The sequence below is a fragment of the Mesorhizobium sp. ESP7-2 genome, from assembly GCF_020164715.1.
Taxonomy (GTDB): Bacteria; Pseudomonadota; Alphaproteobacteria; order Rhizobiales; family Rhizobiaceae; genus Mesorhizobium.
In genome coordinates this window covers 72,289-88,364 of the sequence record NZ_JAIUGQ010000029.1, presented here as the reverse complement: position 1 = coordinate 88,364, position 16,076 = coordinate 72,289, and the positions used below count along the sequence as shown (strand labels likewise).

17 protein-coding genes are annotated in these 16,076 nt (G+C 61.3%); 4 read left to right on the top strand and 13 right to left on the bottom strand.

The features are described from left to right. Window positions 1-176: 176 nt before the first annotated feature. The 10 genes from LB543_RS23745 to LB543_RS23700 all read right to left on the bottom strand — a co-directional run bounded on the left by LB543_RS23745 (window position 177) and on the right by LB543_RS23700 (window position 10,539). Window positions 177-674 carry a DUF1097 domain-containing protein gene (locus tag LB543_RS23745; protein WP_181178378.1) on the bottom strand — a complete coding sequence of 166 codons (498 nt, stop codon included), beginning with the start codon at window positions 672-674 and terminating at the stop codon, window positions 177-179. 128 nt (window positions 675-802) lie between these two features. Continuing rightward, entirely contained in the window at window positions 803-1,492 is a 690-nt protein-coding gene (locus LB543_RS23740) for an aquaporin (RefSeq protein ID WP_224589941.1), read from the bottom strand. 74 nt (window positions 1,493-1,566) lie between these two features. Next, window positions 1,567-2,610 (bottom strand): NAD(P)-dependent alcohol dehydrogenase, encoded by a 1,044-nt coding sequence (locus LB543_RS23735; protein WP_224615734.1) that lies wholly within the window; start codon window positions 2,608-2,610, stop codon window positions 1,567-1,569. A gap of 37 nt (window positions 2,611-2,647) precedes the next feature. Then, window positions 2,648-4,279: a molecular chaperone GroEL gene (locus LB543_RS23730; protein WP_224615733.1), complete on the bottom strand. Its 1,632-nt coding sequence runs from the start codon at window positions 4,277-4,279 to the stop codon at window positions 2,648-2,650. A 75-nt stretch (window positions 4,280-4,354) separates the two neighbouring features. Beyond that, on the bottom strand, window positions 4,355-5,152 hold the full coding sequence (locus tag LB543_RS23725; RefSeq protein WP_224615732.1) for an iron-sulfur cluster assembly protein: 798 nt from the start codon (window positions 5,150-5,152) through the stop codon (window positions 4,355-4,357). A gap of 4 nt (window positions 5,153-5,156) precedes the next feature. Next, window positions 5,157-6,179 carry an amidohydrolase family protein gene (locus tag LB543_RS23720; protein ID WP_224615731.1) on the bottom strand — a complete coding sequence of 341 codons (1,023 nt, stop codon included), beginning with the start codon at window positions 6,177-6,179 and terminating at the stop codon, window positions 5,157-5,159. A gap of 71 nt (window positions 6,180-6,250) precedes the next feature. Further along, the gene (locus tag LB543_RS23715; RefSeq protein WP_140756853.1) at window positions 6,251-6,622 is read right to left on the bottom strand and encodes an MmoB/DmpM family protein; all 372 of its coding nucleotides are present in this window, start codon (window positions 6,620-6,622) and stop codon (window positions 6,251-6,253) included. A 17-nt stretch (window positions 6,623-6,639) separates the two neighbouring features. Then, a complete protein-coding gene (locus LB543_RS23710; protein ID WP_224615730.1) occupies window positions 6,640-7,698 on the bottom strand; it encodes an aromatic/alkene monooxygenase hydroxylase subunit beta in 1,059 nt (352 codons plus the stop codon). A 47-nt stretch (window positions 7,699-7,745) separates the two neighbouring features. After that, on the bottom strand, window positions 7,746-8,807 hold the full coding sequence (locus tag LB543_RS23705; RefSeq protein ID WP_224615729.1) for an NADH:ubiquinone reductase (Na(+)-transporting) subunit F: 1,062 nt from the start codon (window positions 8,805-8,807) through the stop codon (window positions 7,746-7,748). 58 nt (window positions 8,808-8,865) lie between these two features. Further along, on the bottom strand, window positions 8,866-10,539 hold the full coding sequence (locus LB543_RS23700) for an aromatic/alkene/methane monooxygenase hydroxylase/oxygenase subunit alpha (RefSeq protein ID WP_210241170.1): 1,674 nt from the start codon (window positions 10,537-10,539) through the stop codon (window positions 8,866-8,868). Between the two features lie 560 nt (window positions 10,540-11,099). Here LB543_RS23700 and LB543_RS23695 point away from each other — a divergent pair. From LB543_RS23695 to LB543_RS23680, 4 genes are read left to right on the top strand one after another with little or no spacing between them, the layout of a single operon-like run. Then, window positions 11,100-11,576, top strand: coding sequence for a hypothetical protein (locus LB543_RS23695; protein ID WP_224615728.1), 477 nt, complete (start codon window positions 11,100-11,102; stop codon window positions 11,574-11,576). Further along, window positions 11,573-11,905: a hypothetical protein gene (locus LB543_RS23690; RefSeq protein WP_224615727.1), complete on the top strand. Its 333-nt coding sequence runs from the start codon at window positions 11,573-11,575 to the stop codon at window positions 11,903-11,905. Before LB543_RS23695 ends, LB543_RS23690 begins: the two co-directional genes overlap by 4 nt. Before the next feature lie 13 nt (window positions 11,906-11,918). After that, window positions 11,919-13,046, top strand: a complete 1,128-nt coding sequence (locus LB543_RS34080; protein WP_224615726.1) for a WD40 repeat domain-containing protein — start codon at window positions 11,919-11,921, stop codon at window positions 13,044-13,046. A 31-nt stretch (window positions 13,047-13,077) separates the two neighbouring features. After that, entirely contained in the window at window positions 13,078-13,251 is a 174-nt protein-coding gene (locus LB543_RS23680) for a hypothetical protein (protein WP_181182804.1), read from the top strand. 202 nt (window positions 13,252-13,453) lie between these two features. On the opposite strand, the gene LB543_RS23675 is transcribed toward LB543_RS23680, so the two are convergent. Genes LB543_RS23675 through araH form a run of 3 tightly spaced genes read right to left on the bottom strand, consistent with a single transcriptional unit; the run spans window position 13,454 to window position 16,073 of the window. Beyond that, the gene (locus LB543_RS23675; protein ID WP_224615725.1) at window positions 13,454-14,233 is read right to left on the bottom strand and encodes an SDR family oxidoreductase; all 780 of its coding nucleotides are present in this window, start codon (window positions 14,231-14,233) and stop codon (window positions 13,454-13,456) included. Then, window positions 14,226-15,116 carry an aldose 1-epimerase gene (locus LB543_RS23670; RefSeq protein WP_224615724.1) on the bottom strand — a complete coding sequence of 297 codons (891 nt, stop codon included), beginning with the start codon at window positions 15,114-15,116 and terminating at the stop codon, window positions 14,226-14,228. Before LB543_RS23670 ends, LB543_RS23675 begins: the two co-directional genes overlap by 8 nt. 6 nt (window positions 15,117-15,122) lie before the next feature. After that, window positions 15,123-16,073, bottom strand: a complete 951-nt coding sequence (araH, locus tag LB543_RS23665; RefSeq protein ID WP_224615723.1) for an L-arabinose ABC transporter permease AraH — start codon at window positions 16,071-16,073, stop codon at window positions 15,123-15,125. Window positions 16,074-16,076 lie beyond the last annotated feature (3 nt).

Below are 16,076 nucleotides of genomic sequence, written 5' to 3'. Positions count from 1 at the left end.
TCCAGCATGAAGGTTGAATCAGAACCGCAGTGATTTGGGAATCCCACGACTCCCATAAATCTCATCCCGCTCTAGGGTCAGGCCTGCCACCGGCAAAAAATCCCGCGGCATTCGCGCCGCGGGATGGGGAATGTTCGGCGACTGGTTGCCCTGGAAGCAGCGGTCGCCAGGCATGATCAGGTCTTTACGACAGCCCCAGTCACTTTCTCTGACACATAGCCGAGAACATTGCCGATGATCAGCGAGATCACCACAGCGGTTGCGACCTTGATTATGCCGCTGGCACCATCACCATAGGCGGCGGCACCGAGCAGAAAAAGCGCGGCGGTCGTTGCGTAACCATAGACCGCTGATGGAATGGCGCTGAGTAGCGGCAGCTTGGCGGCGAGAATCAGCACCACGATGGAAATACCGACGCAAATACCGGCCATGATCGCCGTAACCCCGATGGACGTCAGGGCTACCAATGCGGCGGCCGCGCAGATCGCCCCCCAGAGGTTTGCAACCGCCGAATTCCGGAACCCGGCTTCCTTGCCGCTACAGTGATAAAAGCTGCCCCAGCCGACAAATACCGCCCAGATCAGCAGATAGGGACTGCCGATCGTGATCGCCGCCCATGTTGCAATGCCACCCATAATGCCGATGACCACGGCCAGTCCTGTAATAAGATCCATGTTGTCCTCCCGTTTTTTCAAACCTCGAAGCAAAGACATTCGTTTCAGGATCGCGCTTCGCTGACGTCCCCGACCATGGCAGCCGCCACGGGGTCCAAGAAGAAGAGCTGGCCGGGTCCGGCAAGGGATCAGGCCGGCTGCGCGGCCGTTTCGCCAGCACCGATCACACCAGCACGCAACGCGAGCCCCGCGGCTGTGGCGCCAAGGCACGGTGCCAGGATATAAAGCCAGAGCTGCGACACCGCCGCTCCGCCGACAAACAGAGCCGGACCGAGCGAGCGGGCCGGATTGACCGATGATCCGGACACTGCAATGCCGGCTAGATGGATCATGACCAGTGTCAGGCCGATCGCCAGACCAGCCAGAGGACCGGCGCCGCCTTCGGCGGTGGCACGCAGGATCACCAGCAGAAACAGGAACGTGGCGATCGCCTCGAACAGGAAGGCGGAAGTTGCCGAATAGGCCGACCAGCCGTTCTGGGCGAAGCCATTTGCCGCCACGTCGTAGCCGCCGCCCTTGCCTTGCACGATCACGTAGAGCACCGCCGATGCGATGATCGCCCCAACGCATTGCGCAATCACATAGCCGATGAGATCATTGGATTTCAGTCGGCCGGCGACGAAGAAACCAAGGCTTACCGCCGGATTGAGATGGGCGCCGGAAATGGGTCCAATCGAATAGGCCATCGCCACCACCGAAAGGCCGAATGCCATGGCCACACCCAGCAGACCGACCTCGGAGCGCATGAAAAGAACCGTAGCGCAACCAAAGAAGACCAGCGCGAAGGTCCCGACGAACTCACAGATGTATTTGTTCATTTTACTCTCCAGATTTGTGACGGTCAGGGACCGGACGCGGTACCCCGTTGCGCGAGCGTCCGGTCCAAAGGCTTTCAGGGAACGATGACGCCGCGGCCGGTGAATCGCCGATTCTTGAAATCGTCGAGCGCAGTGTTGATGCTGGCGAGGTTGTATTCGGTGTAGTGCATCTTCACCTTGCCGTCGGCGTTCAACTCCATCAGTTCGACAAGTTCGGTGAAGTTGCCGACTAGGCTGCCGCCGATGTTGATCTCCTCGATGACGAGGTGCGCGGTCGGCACGTTGATGTTGCCGCCATAACCGACGACGAACAGTTGTCCGCCCTTGCGCACCATCTTCCAGCAGATGTTCTCGACACCGAGTTCGCCAACGAAGTCGATCACCACATGGGCGCCGCCGCCGGTGATCTGGGCGATTTCCTCGACGACCTTAGGGCCGCCATCGAGCACGAAGTCGGCGCCAAGATCCTTGGCCAGCACACGCGCCGCAGGCTCGCGATCGACAGCGATGATGCGGCAGCCCGAGATCGCGTGCAGCGACTGCAACGCGATATGGCCAAGCCCGCCAATGCCGAGCAGGACGCAGTAGCTGCCTGGCCGCAACAGCTTCGCCGCCCGCTTGGCGGCACGGTAAGCGGTGATGCCGGCGTCGGCCAGCGGCGCCACTTCGATCGGCGTGACATTGGCGTTCAGCTTGATCAGCGATCGCTCGCTGGTGATGAAGTACTCGGCGAAGCCTCCATTCATGCCAAGGCCGGGGAACTGGCCATTGTCGCAGTACATGTCCTCGCCGTGTCGGCAGTTGAGGCAGATGCCGCACGAGCGGAAGGGATGGCAGATCACGGCGTCACCGCGCTTGACCGACCGGACGCCGCTGCCGACCTCCTCGACCCAACCGGCATTTTCGTGGCCCATGATGTAAGGCAAGAGGGTGCCTTCGGGGTCCATGGTCGGCTTCCACACGCCCTCGATGATGTGAAGGTCGGTGCGGCAGAGGCCAGCGGCGCCGACCCGCACGATGACCTCGTCGGGGGAAGTGATCGTCGGCGCGGCGACCTCCTCGATCTTGAGCTGGACGTTCATCTTCGGGTCGTATTCGTAAAGTCTGGCAGCTTTCATCGTCGTATCCTTTCAACGTCGAGATTGTTCGATTGCTTCAGGCGCGGCCGAGCTTTTCGGAGCCGCCGCCACGAGCCGGTCCGGCCGTCGGATCCTCGTCCTCGGCGAGATGGCCAATCAGCGTTTCGGTGGTCAGGATCAGCGTCGCCACGGAAGCTGCATTAGCCAGGGCGGTATAGGTGACGCGGACGGGATCGATGATCCCTGCCTCGAACATGTTCTGGTAGCTGCCGGCGGATGCGTTGTAACCGTAACCGCCATTGATGCGCGTGACTTCCGCTACGACCACTTCGGGATCGGCGCCGGCATTAGCGGCGATGCGCCAGAGCGGCCGCGACAGCACCGAACGAACCAGGCGCACGCCTTCGGCGACATCGCCGCTGACATCGGCCGCCACCTTGTCGAGCAGCGGTGCGATCTGGGCAAGCGCCGAGCCACCGCCGGCGACCACGCCCTCCTCGGATGCGGCACGCACGGCATTCAGCGAATCCTCGATCAGCTGAATGGTTCGCTTCTGCTCGACCGGCGTGACACCGCCGGCATAAAGGATCGCGGTGCCGCCGGAGAGCTTGGCAAGGCGTTCGCGCAGCTTGTCCTGGTCGATGTTCGGCGGCGAGGCTTCATACTGTCTCTGCACCTGGGCGCGACGCGACGCGATTGCGGCATGGTCGCCGCCGCCGCGAATGATCGAGGTGTAGGACGAACTGGTTTTCACCCGGTCGGCCGTTCCGAGATCCTCGGCAGTGACATCCTCCAGCCGGCCACCGAGATCGCGCGCGATCACCTTGCCGCCGGTGATGATCGCCAGATCCTCCATCATCGCCTTGCGCCAATGGCCGTATTCCGGCGGATGGACGACGAGGTATTTTCCAGGCCCCTGCTTGCCGAGCAGCGTCACCACAACTTCCGGCGACATTTCCTCGGACACGATCAGCAGCGGTCGACCATCCTCGTCGGCAATACGGCGAACCGCATCCAGCGCTTCGGGTTCCTTGATTTTCAGATCGGTCATCAGGATGTAGGGTCGTTCGAGAACCGCCTCCATCTTCTCCTGGTCGGTCACCATGTGGTGCGAGAGATAGCCGCGGTCGAAGGACATGCCCTCGACCACATCGAGCGTGGTCTCGGTGGTGACGCTGAAGTCCGTGGTGATGACGCCTTCGGCGCCCACCCGCTGATGGGCTTCCGCCACGAGCGCGCCAAGTTTGCTGTTGGTCGCCGCGATATTGGCGACCGACGCTAGGATGCCGTTGCCCTTGGCGGGCTTCGCCGAAGCCTTGAGCGCTGCCACCACGGCGGCCACGGCAAGGTCGATCCCCTTGCAGAGATCGACGGATTTAGCGCCGCGCTCATTCGCTTCGATGCCGCCCTGGATGAGCGCGTTGGCGAGCACGATGGCTGTCGTGGTCCCGTCGCCGGCGACCTCGTTGGTCTGCATCGACACTTCGCGGACGACCTGCGCACCCATGTTTTCGAAACGATCGTGCAGCTCGATCTCGGAGGCGATGCTGACGCCGTCACGGGTCACCATCGGCGTGCCGATCGGCCGGTCGATCATGGCGTTCATGCCTTTGGGGCCGAGCGTGGGCTCGACGGCAGCGGCCAGGCGAAAGACGCCGCGGGCAAGTGCACGACGCGCGTCGGAATTGTGAAGCATAATTTTGGGCATGATTCCTCCTTCCGCCTTACGGGCGGGTTGTTGGTTAGGGGCCTCGTGCAGGGAGGCCGTTGTGTCAGGTCTGCATCAGGCGGTCGGCGCGGCTCGTGCCGGCACGCGATCCATGATGAAATCGACAAGCGTCGGTTCGCCGTCGACCACATCCAGTTCCTTGTATCTGGTCTGCTTGAGGCCACGGCAAAGCGCGCCATTGAACTCCATATTGACGCGTACACCGCGCAGTTCGGCGAGATGCGCACCGAGCGCGCCAGGCGGTATGTGTTGCCCTTCCCATGTCACGAAGACGGGATCATCCGCCCGGCGGTCAGGAAAGCGCTCAAGCAGAGCCGCCCTGTATCTCGGCTTCTGTTTGGTTGCTTCGCCCGGTTCGAACCGCGCGACGTCATATGCCGGCAGTTCCATGCCGACAATTTCCCGATCCGTCAGGCCGCGCTGCCGCAACCCGCGCAGGACTGCCTCCTGGCGCCGCTTGAATGCCTTCATCCTGAAGGTTTCGCGCAAAGCGTCGAGATCCTGATCCCCGGCAAGATCAGCAAAAATGACGCTGAATGTCTTGCCGGCTTCCATGCCGCGATTGACCTCTTCCGCGAACATGTGGTCGTGCAGCTTGACGCGATAGGCCGGCGACCAGGAGAGCTGGTCGAGCGCCTTGCGGACGCCGTCCAGCATAAGGAACGCGAAGTTGGGCGAGCACCAGTAGGTCGGCAGGCGGAAGTCTATCTCCACGCTGCCATCGCTCGCCATCGCAGCCCGCTCGACGAAGCCCATCTCGGTAATCGGTTCGTCGAGCTCGGGGTCGTTGACCTCACCAAGGCACCGCCAGAGTTCGTTCTCTCGGCTGCCGGAAACGCTGGCGGTTGCCATGGCCCTACTCCGCCGCGATGCTGAAGGGCGAGCCGGCGAGCGCCTTCTTCTTGGCTTCGACGTCGATGTTGTAGAGGCGCGCTGCGTTGAGGCCGAGGATCTTCTCCTTGATCTCGTTGGTCAGCTGCACACCACGTTCCGCGGCGATGTCCTCAGGGATCTGATAGGCCCAGAATTTCTCGACAAGCCAACGCGGCGTCCAAATCGCGTAGTCGGAACCGAACAGGATTTTCTCCGGCCCAATCCAGAACAGCAGTTCGGCAATCACCTCGCCGAAATAGCGCGGGCGGGAATGGATGAAGGGCAGCGCCACCGCCAGTCCGCCATAGACGTTGGTTTCCTGCGTTGCGATCCAGCAGAAATCGTCGAGGCGCGGCAGGCCGCAATGCTCGATGATCCAGTTGAGACCCTGGAAATCCGTCGCCGCATAGTCAACGTCATGGACGTCGAAGGCGTCCTTGCTGAGCGGGATGATCGTCGGACCCTTGTGGACGTGGATGTTCCTGATGCCGAGCTTGTCGCAGAGCTCGAAACATTTGTAGGCATCGGGGTCAGTGAGCTTCCAGCCTTTGGAGGCGCCGTTCCATTCGGCCGTGTACATTTTCACGCCCTTGACGTCGTAGGTCTCCTTGAGGAAGTGGATATACTCAAGCGCCTTCTCACCGTCGCGCGGATCGAAGGCGCCATTGACGATGAAACGCTCCGGATAGCGCTTGGCCACCTCGGCGTTGCGCTCGATCGTGTTGAAGCCGTTCTTGTAGAAGTCCTTGAGATAGGTCGACTGGACGATCGCCACATCATCGGGACCGTCGATGAACAGGTCGCGATAGAGGTCGTCGGCACTGTATTTCTCGAACTTCGACTTCTCCCACAACTGGTCTTTGGGGCTCAGGCCGGTGTGATAGGCATAGAAGCACTCGATGAACTGCTTGCCGTGGATGTTCTTCTGGTTCTCGGGGCTGCCGTCCCAGAAATGGGTGTGGCCATCGACCACGAAAATATCCTTGCCTTCCGGTGTTCTAAACATTCGTTCCTCCGCAAGATGGCGTTGATCGGTTCGGCGCGCCGCACGTCGGCGACGCGCCCGTTTTTTGGCGTCTACTCGATGTATTCGAACATCTCGTCCATGTTGCCGAACAGGATCACCGTGTTATCGTCGACACGAACCATGCGGCCGTAGTGGGTGGAGGTGTTGACCTCGAAGGTCTCGGCTGAAATTTCGCGGCCGAGGTATTCACCGATGGCGTCCATCTTGAAGATCAGCTTGCCGTCACCGTCGATGCGGATCAGCGCCGGCTGGTAGGTGATCGTCACCCCAGGCTTCTTGCCCATGAATTCGGCGATGGCCCTGGCTTCGACGGAGTCGTTCATGGTGACGCCGCACTGGTGCGAAATCGTCTGTTCGAAGGTGATGTCCTTCATCTCCTTGAAGATGTTGGAGTGCGTGGCATCGCGTGCTGATAGTGACATGACAATTTCCCCTTTTTTCAGCGCTTGAGGCCGAGTTCGCCAAGGATCTGGCCAATCCGTTCGTCGGATTTGGCACGGACATCCACGAACGCGACCGGCTTGGAATGCGGCATCGACCAGATCGGCTGCAGGCCGGTGGCTGCCTTGTCGGCGAGCGCGCCGTGTTTCTTGACCCAACCCTGGAAGAGCTTGCGGTTGGCGGCGCCATGCGTCTCGTCATTGGCGAGAAGGTGCATGAGGTCGATCGTGTTGGCGAGGTTGCGCTCATAGTCGGCTTCGGCTGCCGATATCACCGCCGGTGTGATGAAGTCGTGGTTGGCGGCGGCGATCTGCATCAGGAAGCCAGAGCGGAACACTTCGCCGACCAACGGTTCGAAGATGATGTTGATGGCGAAATACTGTTCGAGATAGTCTGTCGTGCCCATGATGGTTTCGACCGCTTCGCGCGTGCCTTGCCAGTTCTTGTCCTCGAGCCAGGTCTTCTTGCCGAGTTCGTCGTCCCAGCCAGGCAAGTCCATGCCGATCTCGGCAAGGTAGAGCGTGATGTCCTGTGCAAGCCTGAGCTTGTAGGACGAGTTAGTCAGCGTCGCGTTGTTGATCATCTGGGTATAGCCGTAACGCTGCGCCTGCATGAGCGAGGTGCCAAGTCCGAATTCGGCATGCTTCCAGGCGCCGAGCTGGGCCTGAAGGATCTTGACCCAGGCTTTGTCGAAGGTCTTCGGTGCGCCGGACTTGCGTGCATTGTTGATGACGCTCTGCACCATCGTCTCGATCTTCGACTGGCGCTGGTAGTGCGTGCGCTCCCATTCCTGATCGGGGGCGCGGAAGGCATGCCAGTTGGAGCTCTGCGCGGCGGTGTTCTGCTTGACGTAGGCGCCCTTGCCGTCGGCGAAGGAAATGATCCAGTCCTGGATCAGGTAACGCTCGGGATCGGGCTGCACGTCGACCGTCATGTCCTCATAGTGGGTGGCACGCTGGCCCTTCGGGTCGAAATACCGGTACTTCCGGCTGTCTGAGTCGGCAAAGATCGCCGCGCCGGCGGCTCCTGATCCGACTGAACTCGAGGTTGCAGGCATAGTTCTCTCTCCCTTGTTGCAGTTGTGATTGGCTGCGTGGCCGCCCCTCAATGGGCCGGCGTTGCACCTGCCGATGTGGTGAACTTGTCGAAGAAGATCCGCTCCGCTTCAAACCCGTTCATGAACAGGACCGGCTGCAGCGCATCGATCATCGGCGGCGGGCCGCAGGCATGGACATCGCCCTGCCCGTCGACCGCCAGTTGCTTGAGTTTGGCGTCGACACTCTGGTGCACGAAGCCGCGCTCGCCTTGCCATTCGGCGTCGTCGTTCGCGTGCGACAGCACGGGAATGAAGGTGACGTCGGAATGATTGCCGACCAGCTGGGCGATCCTGTCGAGATAAAACAGATCGTTGCGGGTGCGGGCGCCGTAGAAGAAATAGACCGGACGTTTCTCGCCGCTCTTCAGGTGGTCGTTGAGGATTGACCAGATCGGCGACATACCCGAGCCGGCGCCGACCAGGACTAGGGGTCCTTGCCGTTCTTCCCGACGGAAACAGGTTCCATAGGGTCCGACGACGGTGACCTCGGCTCCGACCTTGATGCCTCCGGAATCGAGTTCTCCGGAGAATTTTCCCTCAGGGTATTTTTTGATGATGAAGCAGAGTTTTTCGGTTTGGTCCGGCGTATTTGCCATGGAGAACGAGCGCGTAATCGTCTCCCCTTTTTGCGTGGTAACCGTGATGTCGACATATTGCCCCGCCCAGAACTTTATCGGCGAGCCGAGTTCGATCTCGATGCCGCGAATGTCGTGGGTCAGATGCTCGATCAGAGCAATCCGGCCCTTGAACGTCTTTACGGCGATGGCTTTCGCCAGAATCTCCTCGTCGTAGTTGAGAAGCTCGACTTCCAGATCGGAGTAGGCGATGCAGCGGCACAAAAGGACGTGGCCGCTCTCCTTCTCCATGTCGTTCAGTGCGAAGGTCGAGTATTTCAGCATGTCGGCTTCGCCATCAAGCAACACGCTTTTGCAGGCCGAGCATTGCCCTTCCTTGCAACCGTGCGGCAGGGCGATGCCCTGGCGGAACGCGGCGTTGAGCACCGTCTCGCCATGCTCGACCTCGAAATCGACGCCGACCGGGCTGAGCCTGACCGTGTGGGTTTCCGACATGCGGGCCTCCAGTTGGGATGAGCCGGGGGCGGGACGAACCCGCCCCCCTTTGGCCTGATCAGTTGCAGGGATTGATGGTGAAGCCGGCCCGGTATTCCGCCAGGTGCTTCTCGCGGTCCGCTGGCGACATGCCACGCAGCGCGTTCAGCGGCGATCCGAGCTTGTTGCCGCGCACGTCGTCGAGGGTCCACATTTCCTTGTCGTCGAAGCGCATATGCGGCTGCGGAACCAGCGTCTTGCCGTCCGAACGGACGAAGTTCAGGTCCTTGATCGCATCGGCCAAGTCCCAGCCGTCATAGAGCGTCTCCCACTCGCGCTTGCCGCTGAAGCGGCCCATGGCGGGCGTCGGACGGCCCTGATACTCGTCGGCGAAGGCCACCGTCGCGGTCCACTTGTCGAGTTCGTGGGCGAAGGTGTGCAACTGGCCGTCGATCTCGCCGACCACCATATCCTCGCGGATCAGGCAGGGAACGAGGCAGGACCAGCAGCGGTGCGGATAGACGTAACCGACGTCGCTGTTGAACAGCAGCACCTTCTCGCCCTTGTGGCTGAGCTTGGCGTACCACTTCCAGAAATCGCCGAACTCGGCGTACCAGCCCGGATACTTGTGCTCGAACCACTCGAAGTCCTTGTCGGTCTGGGCTTCGATGCGCCAGAAGTTGACCGGCCAGCCGACCGCGAAGAACTGCCCGACCTTGTGGACGTAGTTCTTCTTGGTGATGCGTTCCCAGGCCGCCTGGACGTCGTCGTGATGGACCTTGATGCCGTATTTCTCGAGCGGCAGCATGTAGGTGCGGTAGTAGTCCTCATAGATCCAGCGGTGCCACATTTCCGCGTAAGACTCCTTGTTCTTGTCGCGGTTGGTGGTACCGTATTCGATGAAGGTGCCGATGGCGGCATCGACGATTGCGTGGTTCTGCCAGAAGGCGTAGCGTAGGTCGCGCTCGAGCAGCAGGTGGTTTTCCGGCTCCTTGAGCGCCGCCATCAGCAGCGAGTGGCCATTGCCGATATGCCGGCTCTCATCCGACTGCACCGACAGGAAAACCGTCGGCAGTGCGTAGTCGCCATTGCGGGCGGCTTCCGAGGGCATGGCGACGAACAGCGTGTTGGTGAAGGCGGTTTCGGCCACCACGGTCAGATACATGCAGGCGGCGGTCATGGTGTCGCCGGTGATAAAGCCTTCGGCGAACTGGCGACCGATGGTGGTGGCGTAGCATTTCCCGAAGGCTTCCTCGGTGATGTCGAAGCCGGCCGGATCGATGTAGTTCTCCATGTACCATTTCTTCAGGTTCATCTGGATCGTCGAGTGACGGAACTCGTCGATCATCTGCATCGTGAAGCCGGTTCTGAGTTCCTCGCCGGGCGCGATGCGGGCGACCATCGCCATCGAGCGCGCGGCGGAGATTTCCGGGAAGGGAATGATGGCCAGGAAGAGTTTCATCCATTCGACCCAGCGCGGTTCCACATTGCGGAACATGTCGCCGCGTAGCGCCGCGTCCAGCGCACCATAGACGCGGTTGTCCTTCTCTTCCTGCATTGGGAAATAGGACCGCAGGACCTGCTTCATCGGGTCGCGCGGCGTCTTGTTGATCTTGTAGTCGGTCGGAAACGTCATCGCTTCCTGGACGTAGGAAGGATTCCAGCCGAGGTCGGCGATCTTCTTGGTTGCTTCGCCCACGGAGATGCCGCGTTGCGAGGTGATCTTGTTGAGCGTCAGAGACGTCATCGTCATAAGCCTCCACCAGGTTTGAGCCGCGGGTCCCTTGACCCCGGCATGAAGCGGCGCTCGGCACCGCCAGTGAGAGTGCGAACGGCACGACAAAGGGTTGCGCATTCAGGCGCGACTCATGGTCCGGCCATTCAAGTGGATCGCGGCAAAGGTTTCGAGGTGTCTGGCAGGGAGCCGCGAGACGCCAACCGCATTTTGCGAGGGCGTGCCGAAGCGGATGTACCCTGTCCCTGCTTCCTCCGGTCCTTCGTTCTTTTGGCACCGCGTCAAGCGCGATGGGCTTCTTATGCAAACAGGTAAAGCAATCGCCGTGCCAGTTCGAAAACTGGGGCCGTGAGCCACGCGGAGCGAAATATCAGCCTATTCCGCTCATAAATGCATAGGCAACTGTAACGATATTTTACACATGTATATTACGACCGTAACATTTATTAATGTTTGCACTGCAATATATTCGGTTAGCTTCCGCAATATAATCAAATTCTTTCGAGATCTATTTATTTTATGATCTTGCTCTACTATCTTGAGCAGGCATTAGACGAGCGCAGCGTCAGAGAAGGATCATGCCGGACGACAAAGACAACCGGGCCCCAGCCCCGCCAATGTCCAACCAGGCCGACGGGGTGACCGGCGATCTGGTCAGGCTGATGCCGCGCGACCTGGTTTTCGTCATGCGTTTCATGGGAGAAAGCCAGTACCGGCTGCAAAGCCATTTCCAGGACTTCATCCGGGCCGAGCTTGCTGCCGGCGGCGTCACCACTGAAACCCATCCGATGATCCATCTGTTCATCGAGAGCCATGCGATCCTGCTGCGCGACTTCGTGTTTTCCGGTGTTTCGCTGACGCGCCAGTTCCGCGTCGACGAGATTGAGCGCCTCACCGGCGACACCACATCGATGATCCGCGTCGATATCTGGGATCAGCTCAAGAGCCACATCGAAACGGCCGAGAAGCAGTTCCAATCGCAGGCTGACACTCTGCCTAAGCTGCTTTCGGCTTTCGAAAGTCCGGCCGGGCCGGCAGCCGGAGAGGAGAAATGACGACGGGTTCAGTGAAGAGGCAAGCCGCCGCGCGCAAGGGGCTGCTTGAGCGCCGGATGGCTCTTGTTGGCAACGTCTCGGCGCTCACCGCCGAGACATTGCGGCTCAATCAGAAACTCGCGGGTCTCGAGATGGATGTGCTGCGCGTGGAACTGGAGATCGGCAGGAACGGCGCCAGCGCGCAACTGGTGCAGGATTTGCATGAGGCGGAAGAGAGCGCCGAGGCGATCATGAACGCACGCTCGGCGTGTGAAGACCGCATCGCCGCTGCTGAAAGCGAGGTCGCGGATGTCGATCGCGAGCTCGCGGCGATAGTGAACGAGGACTGACCGGAGAGACACAGTGAACCAGCAGACGATGCAAAACCTGACCTTGTTCGACCTGCTGGCACGCAGTTGGCGGCGCCCGTCGGCGATCGCCGATCTGTGCTTCAGCGCCGATGGTTCGACCGTTGCTTTCACATCCGTGGACGGAACGCTCGCCCTGGCCGCGATCGCCGACCAGGAACCGCCGGAGTCGCGCATCAGGGTAAGCGGCGATCTCGGCCAGACGACGATCCGCCCGCGCGAGAAGCCGCCGGTGCCGTTGATCGCCTCGGCGGGGTTTGGCGATGGCGATGCCCCCCTCGCCGCCTATCTGGATTCCAGCTTTCTCGTCGGAACGGCGACCGGCAAGGCAGTGCATCTGACGGCTGACGGCGAAGTTGCGGAGACACAGATCAAGATCGAAGGGCCGATAGTCGCGATCGACCATAGTGCCCAGACAGCGATGACGGCGGTCAGCGACGGGCGCGATGTCTTCCTCTCCAGCAACCTCGGCGATGTGACGAAGCTGGAAAGCGGTGCGACATCATCGACGGACACACTGGCCTTCTCCCCCGGCGGACGCCGCCTCGCCTGTGGCTTGGGCAATGGGCTGTCGATCTGGGCAGTCGAAGGGCCTGCCAGCCTGATACGAGACTTTGCCTTTCCGGCGCGCCCGACATCGATCCTTTGGAGCGGCGATGGCACATGGTTGGCCAGTGGGCTCGAAACCGGCGGCTTTGCCCTGATCAACATCGCCGATGGTCTTAACGGCGTCATCGCGGGATTCCCCTCGCCGGTCCGAACCGTGTGCTGGAGCCAGCCGGCGAACGCGCTGCTTGCCTCCGGTGCGTTCCGGATCGCCGGTTGGTCGATGACCGCGCCGCCGCTTGACGGCGAAAGCGCCGGAGCACTGGAGACCGGTCGCGCGGGTCTCGTGCTAGTCGAAACGGTGGCGGCGCATCCGGAAAAGAAACTCGTCGCGGCGGGCTACGCCAACGGCCGGATCACCGTCGCCCAGATCGGCGGGCGCGACGAGCTTCTCGTCCGGCCCTTGGGCAGTGGGGTAACCGCGCTTGCCTGGTCCGGCGACGGACGGCATCTGGCTGCGGGCATGGTCGACGGCACTGCGGCGATCATCACCTTTCCGGCGCAGATGTTCAAATAGCGGGGCAGTCCGCGCGAAACAGGAGGATAGAATGCAGATTGAAATCACCACAGAGGAAGAGAGCAAGGACGCCTTCTTCGAACAGCTCGCCAAATTGTCGGAAGAGATGGTCGCCAAGCACGGCAAGGATTTCAGCATGGGCGCGCTGGTGCTCGCCGCGCGCTGGATCGCCGAAAACCGGATTGGTCAACTGAAGACGAACTAGATCGACGAGACTGTTCCATTCCTCGGTGGCGAGGTAGGTGCGCACGGTCGGTGTCCAGTCTGTGCCGTCATGTCGAGCGCGACCGCCGTTGCCAGCTGGTCCGCCGTTTGGTGGGCGCGCGGCCTGCGCTCCCAAGGTTGCTTCATTTAACGCGCAATCCCGCTTCGCGCTTTTTTGATGTCTAATGCGTCTTCGGGATTGTTCAGGCGGGGTGCTGGAGCTGACTGAGACCGCCATCGACGACGAGGCAAGCTGCATTCATGAACGGGCATTCGTCGGAAATCATGAAGATCGCGGCAAGAGCGATCTCGCGCGGCGAGGCGATGCGGCCACTCGGATGCAACGCCATCGTCTTGGCGCGGGCGGCAACGGGGTCGGGGAACGAGTTCCAGTAATCGACGACCTTCTGCGTCTCGACATAGCCGGGCGCAAGCGCGTTAACCCGCACGCCCTGGCCTGCGTATTCGAGCGCCAAGGCCTTGGTCAGGCCGAGCAGTGCGTGCTTGGCGACTGGATAGGGGAAGGTGTGCGGGATGATGGTGAAGCTATGCGTCGAGGCTATGTTGAGGATAGCCCCGCCGCCACTTGCTATCATGCCCGGCAAGACAGCCTTGCCGCAGTTCCATGCGCCCTTCACGTTGACGTCGAAATTGCGGTTCCACTCGGCCTCAGTCGCATCGAGCGGTGTCGAGAACACGTTCATCCCCGCATTGTTGATCAGAGCGTTGATTGGGCCGATCTCAACGGCTGCATGGCGAACGGCAGCTGCAATCGCCGCCCCATCGCTGATATCGGCTGCGATATGCCCGACACGCCCTTGCGGTCCGGCCAGGCCGGCGACAGTCTTGTCCAGCAACGCACCGTCCTGGTCGACGAGGAACAGCTTTGCCCCTTCGGCAAGGCAGGCCTCGGCAATAGCCAGCCCGATGCCTTGGGCGGCGCCTGTGAGGAAGATGCGTTTGCCGGAAAGGCGTTCAGCCATTGTCGTCACTCCAATCGAAGACGGTCATTGTGAATCCGGCGCTCAGCGTTTCGCCGGGCGCCAGCAACTTGAGCCCCATCGTGTCAGCATCGACATGCCTCAGTGCATTCGGCGTGTGGCTCATCGGCTCGAAACAGAAGTAGCTCTTGTCCTGGTCTGGCGCGTAGAGCATGTAGCGGTCGAGCGCACTGTCCGCCTTGATGTGCACCCCGAGCCGCCGCTTCGGCCAGACGATGCGCGCGACGCCATTCCAGCTTTCGCAGCAATTGTTCAGCCAGCTGTCTGGCAATGGGCGCGTCGTGGAGAAGTCGACATCTTCAGCAATGGCGCCCCTGGAGGCCGGAAGATGCCCATCGCCCTCCGTCCACCACGCCTGGGCCTGGGCAAGCAGGGTCGTCAAAGGCGTGCGCGGAAAGAAGGGATGAAAGCCGAGGCCGAACGGCAGGGTGACGCCGCCGGTGTTCGTGACGGACATCAGTAATTCCAGTCGGGCACCCAAGAGCCTGAACGACTGTCGCACATGATAGGCATACGGCGAGACCGCGCTCTGCTGTTTGTCGAAGGCCAGTTCAACGTGATCGGCCCGGCATTCCTCCACTGCCCAGGCGCCAAGCCAGCCATCGCCATGGATATACAGCGGATCATCGGCATTGCGCGCGAACGCAAACGTTCGACCGCCGAAGGAGAACGCATTGTTCTCGACGCGATTGCCGAGCGGCACCGGCGGAAAGCACGCGCCATCGGCCACATCGAACTTGGCGTTGCCCTTGTAGCGGCGAAGGAACGGCATGCCTTCTACCGGATGACCCTCAACGATCGCACCCCCAAGTGGGCTGATCCAGACGTTCAGCCGATCGCTCTCTATGAGAATTCGGGACGACACACCCGCTCAGCGCCGCCCCAGTGCCGACGAACGCAGATTGTCGAGCAGCACGGCCAGCAGCAGGATCACGCCACGCACGATGTATTGGTAGAAGGCCGGAATGTTGAGCAGGTTCATGGCGTTTTCCGCGATGCCCATGATCAGCACGCCGACGATGACGCCCGACATGGTGGCGCGTCCGCCGGCAAGCGAGACGCCGCCGAGCACGCAGGCCGAGATGACCGAAAGCTCGAGCCCGACCGCCGCGTTGGGCTGACCCGAGGTGATGCGCGATGCGAGCAGGATGCCGGCGACGCCGCAGACGACACCTTGCAGCGCGAAGATCCAGATGCGTGTCCTGTCGACATTGACGCCGGCCAGACGTGACGCCTCGGGGTTGCCGCCGATGGCGAGCGTGTTCTTGCCGAAGACCGTGCGGTTCAGCACGAAGCCGAATATGCCGAAGAGGACGGCCAATACCCAGATCGGCGTCGGAATGCCCAAAAATTTAGACAGCGAGAGCTGGTAGAAATCCGGGCTGTTGATGCCGACAGCGCGGCCATCGGACGCGATCAGCGCAAGGCCGCGCACGATCTGCATGGTCGCCAACGTCGTGATCAGCGCGTTGATGCGAAATTTGGCGATGACGACGCCGTTGACGAAACCGACGAAGGCGCCGCAGGCAATTGCCGCCAGAAGGCCGAGCAGGATCAAACCTGACGCGTTCGACGCCATCACCGCGACCATGCCGGCAAAGGCGACGATCGAACCGACCGACAGGTCGAAGTCGCGCGCCGCGAGGCAGAACATCATGGTGCAGGCGACGATGCCGACAGTGACCACCGACTGCAGCAGGCCGAGCATGTTGCGATCGGTGAGGAAGTTGGGCACCAGAGCCGACACCAGCGCGAAGGCAACGACGAAGATGACGACGAGCCCCTGTTCGCCGAGCAGGATCTTCTTCAAGGGTTGGGTCATGCC

Excerpts from the sequence above, each read along its gene's own strand:
- LB543_RS23730 (WP_224615733.1), bottom strand. The coding sequence starts at position 4,279 with ATGCCCAAAATTATGCTTCACAATTCCGACGCGCGTCGTGCACTTGCC.
- LB543_RS23720 (WP_224615731.1), bottom strand. The coding sequence starts at position 6,179 with ATGTTTAGAACACCGGAAGGCAAGGATATTTTCGTGGTCGATGGCCAC.
- LB543_RS23700 (WP_210241170.1), bottom strand. The coding sequence starts at position 10,539 with ATGACGATGACGTCTCTGACGCTCAACAAGATCACCTCGCAACGCGGC.
- LB543_RS23745 (WP_181178378.1), bottom strand. The coding sequence starts at position 674 with ATGGATCTTATTACAGGACTGGCCGTGGTCATCGGCATTATGGGTGGC.
- LB543_RS23695 (WP_224615728.1), top strand. The coding sequence starts at position 11,100 with ATGCCGGACGACAAAGACAACCGGGCCCCAGCCCCGCCAATGTCCAAC.
- LB543_RS23680 (WP_181182804.1), top strand. The coding sequence starts at position 13,078 with ATGCAGATTGAAATCACCACAGAGGAAGAGAGCAAGGACGCCTTCTTC.
- LB543_RS23675 (WP_224615725.1), bottom strand. The coding sequence starts at position 14,233 with ATGGCTGAACGCCTTTCCGGCAAACGCATCTTCCTCACAGGCGCCGCC.
- LB543_RS23705 (WP_224615729.1), bottom strand. The coding sequence starts at position 8,807 with ATGTCGGAAACCCACACGGTCAGGCTCAGCCCGGTCGGCGTCGATTTC.
- araH (WP_224615723.1), bottom strand. The coding sequence starts at position 16,073 with ATGACCCAACCCTTGAAGAAGATCCTGCTCGGCGAACAGGGGCTCGTC.
- LB543_RS23710 (WP_224615730.1), bottom strand. The coding sequence starts at position 7,698 with ATGCCTGCAACCTCGAGTTCAGTCGGATCAGGAGCCGCCGGCGCGGCG.
- LB543_RS23715 (WP_140756853.1), bottom strand. The coding sequence starts at position 6,622 with ATGTCACTATCAGCACGCGATGCCACGCACTCCAACATCTTCAAGGAG.
- LB543_RS23740 (WP_224589941.1), bottom strand. The coding sequence starts at position 1,492 with ATGAACAAATACATCTGTGAGTTCGTCGGGACCTTCGCGCTGGTCTTC.
- LB543_RS23725 (WP_224615732.1), bottom strand. The coding sequence starts at position 5,152 with ATGGCAACCGCCAGCGTTTCCGGCAGCCGAGAGAACGAACTCTGGCGG.
- LB543_RS23690 (WP_224615727.1), top strand. The coding sequence starts at position 11,573 with ATGACGACGGGTTCAGTGAAGAGGCAAGCCGCCGCGCGCAAGGGGCTG.
- LB543_RS23735 (WP_224615734.1), bottom strand. The coding sequence starts at position 2,610 with ATGAAAGCTGCCAGACTTTACGAATACGACCCGAAGATGAACGTCCAG.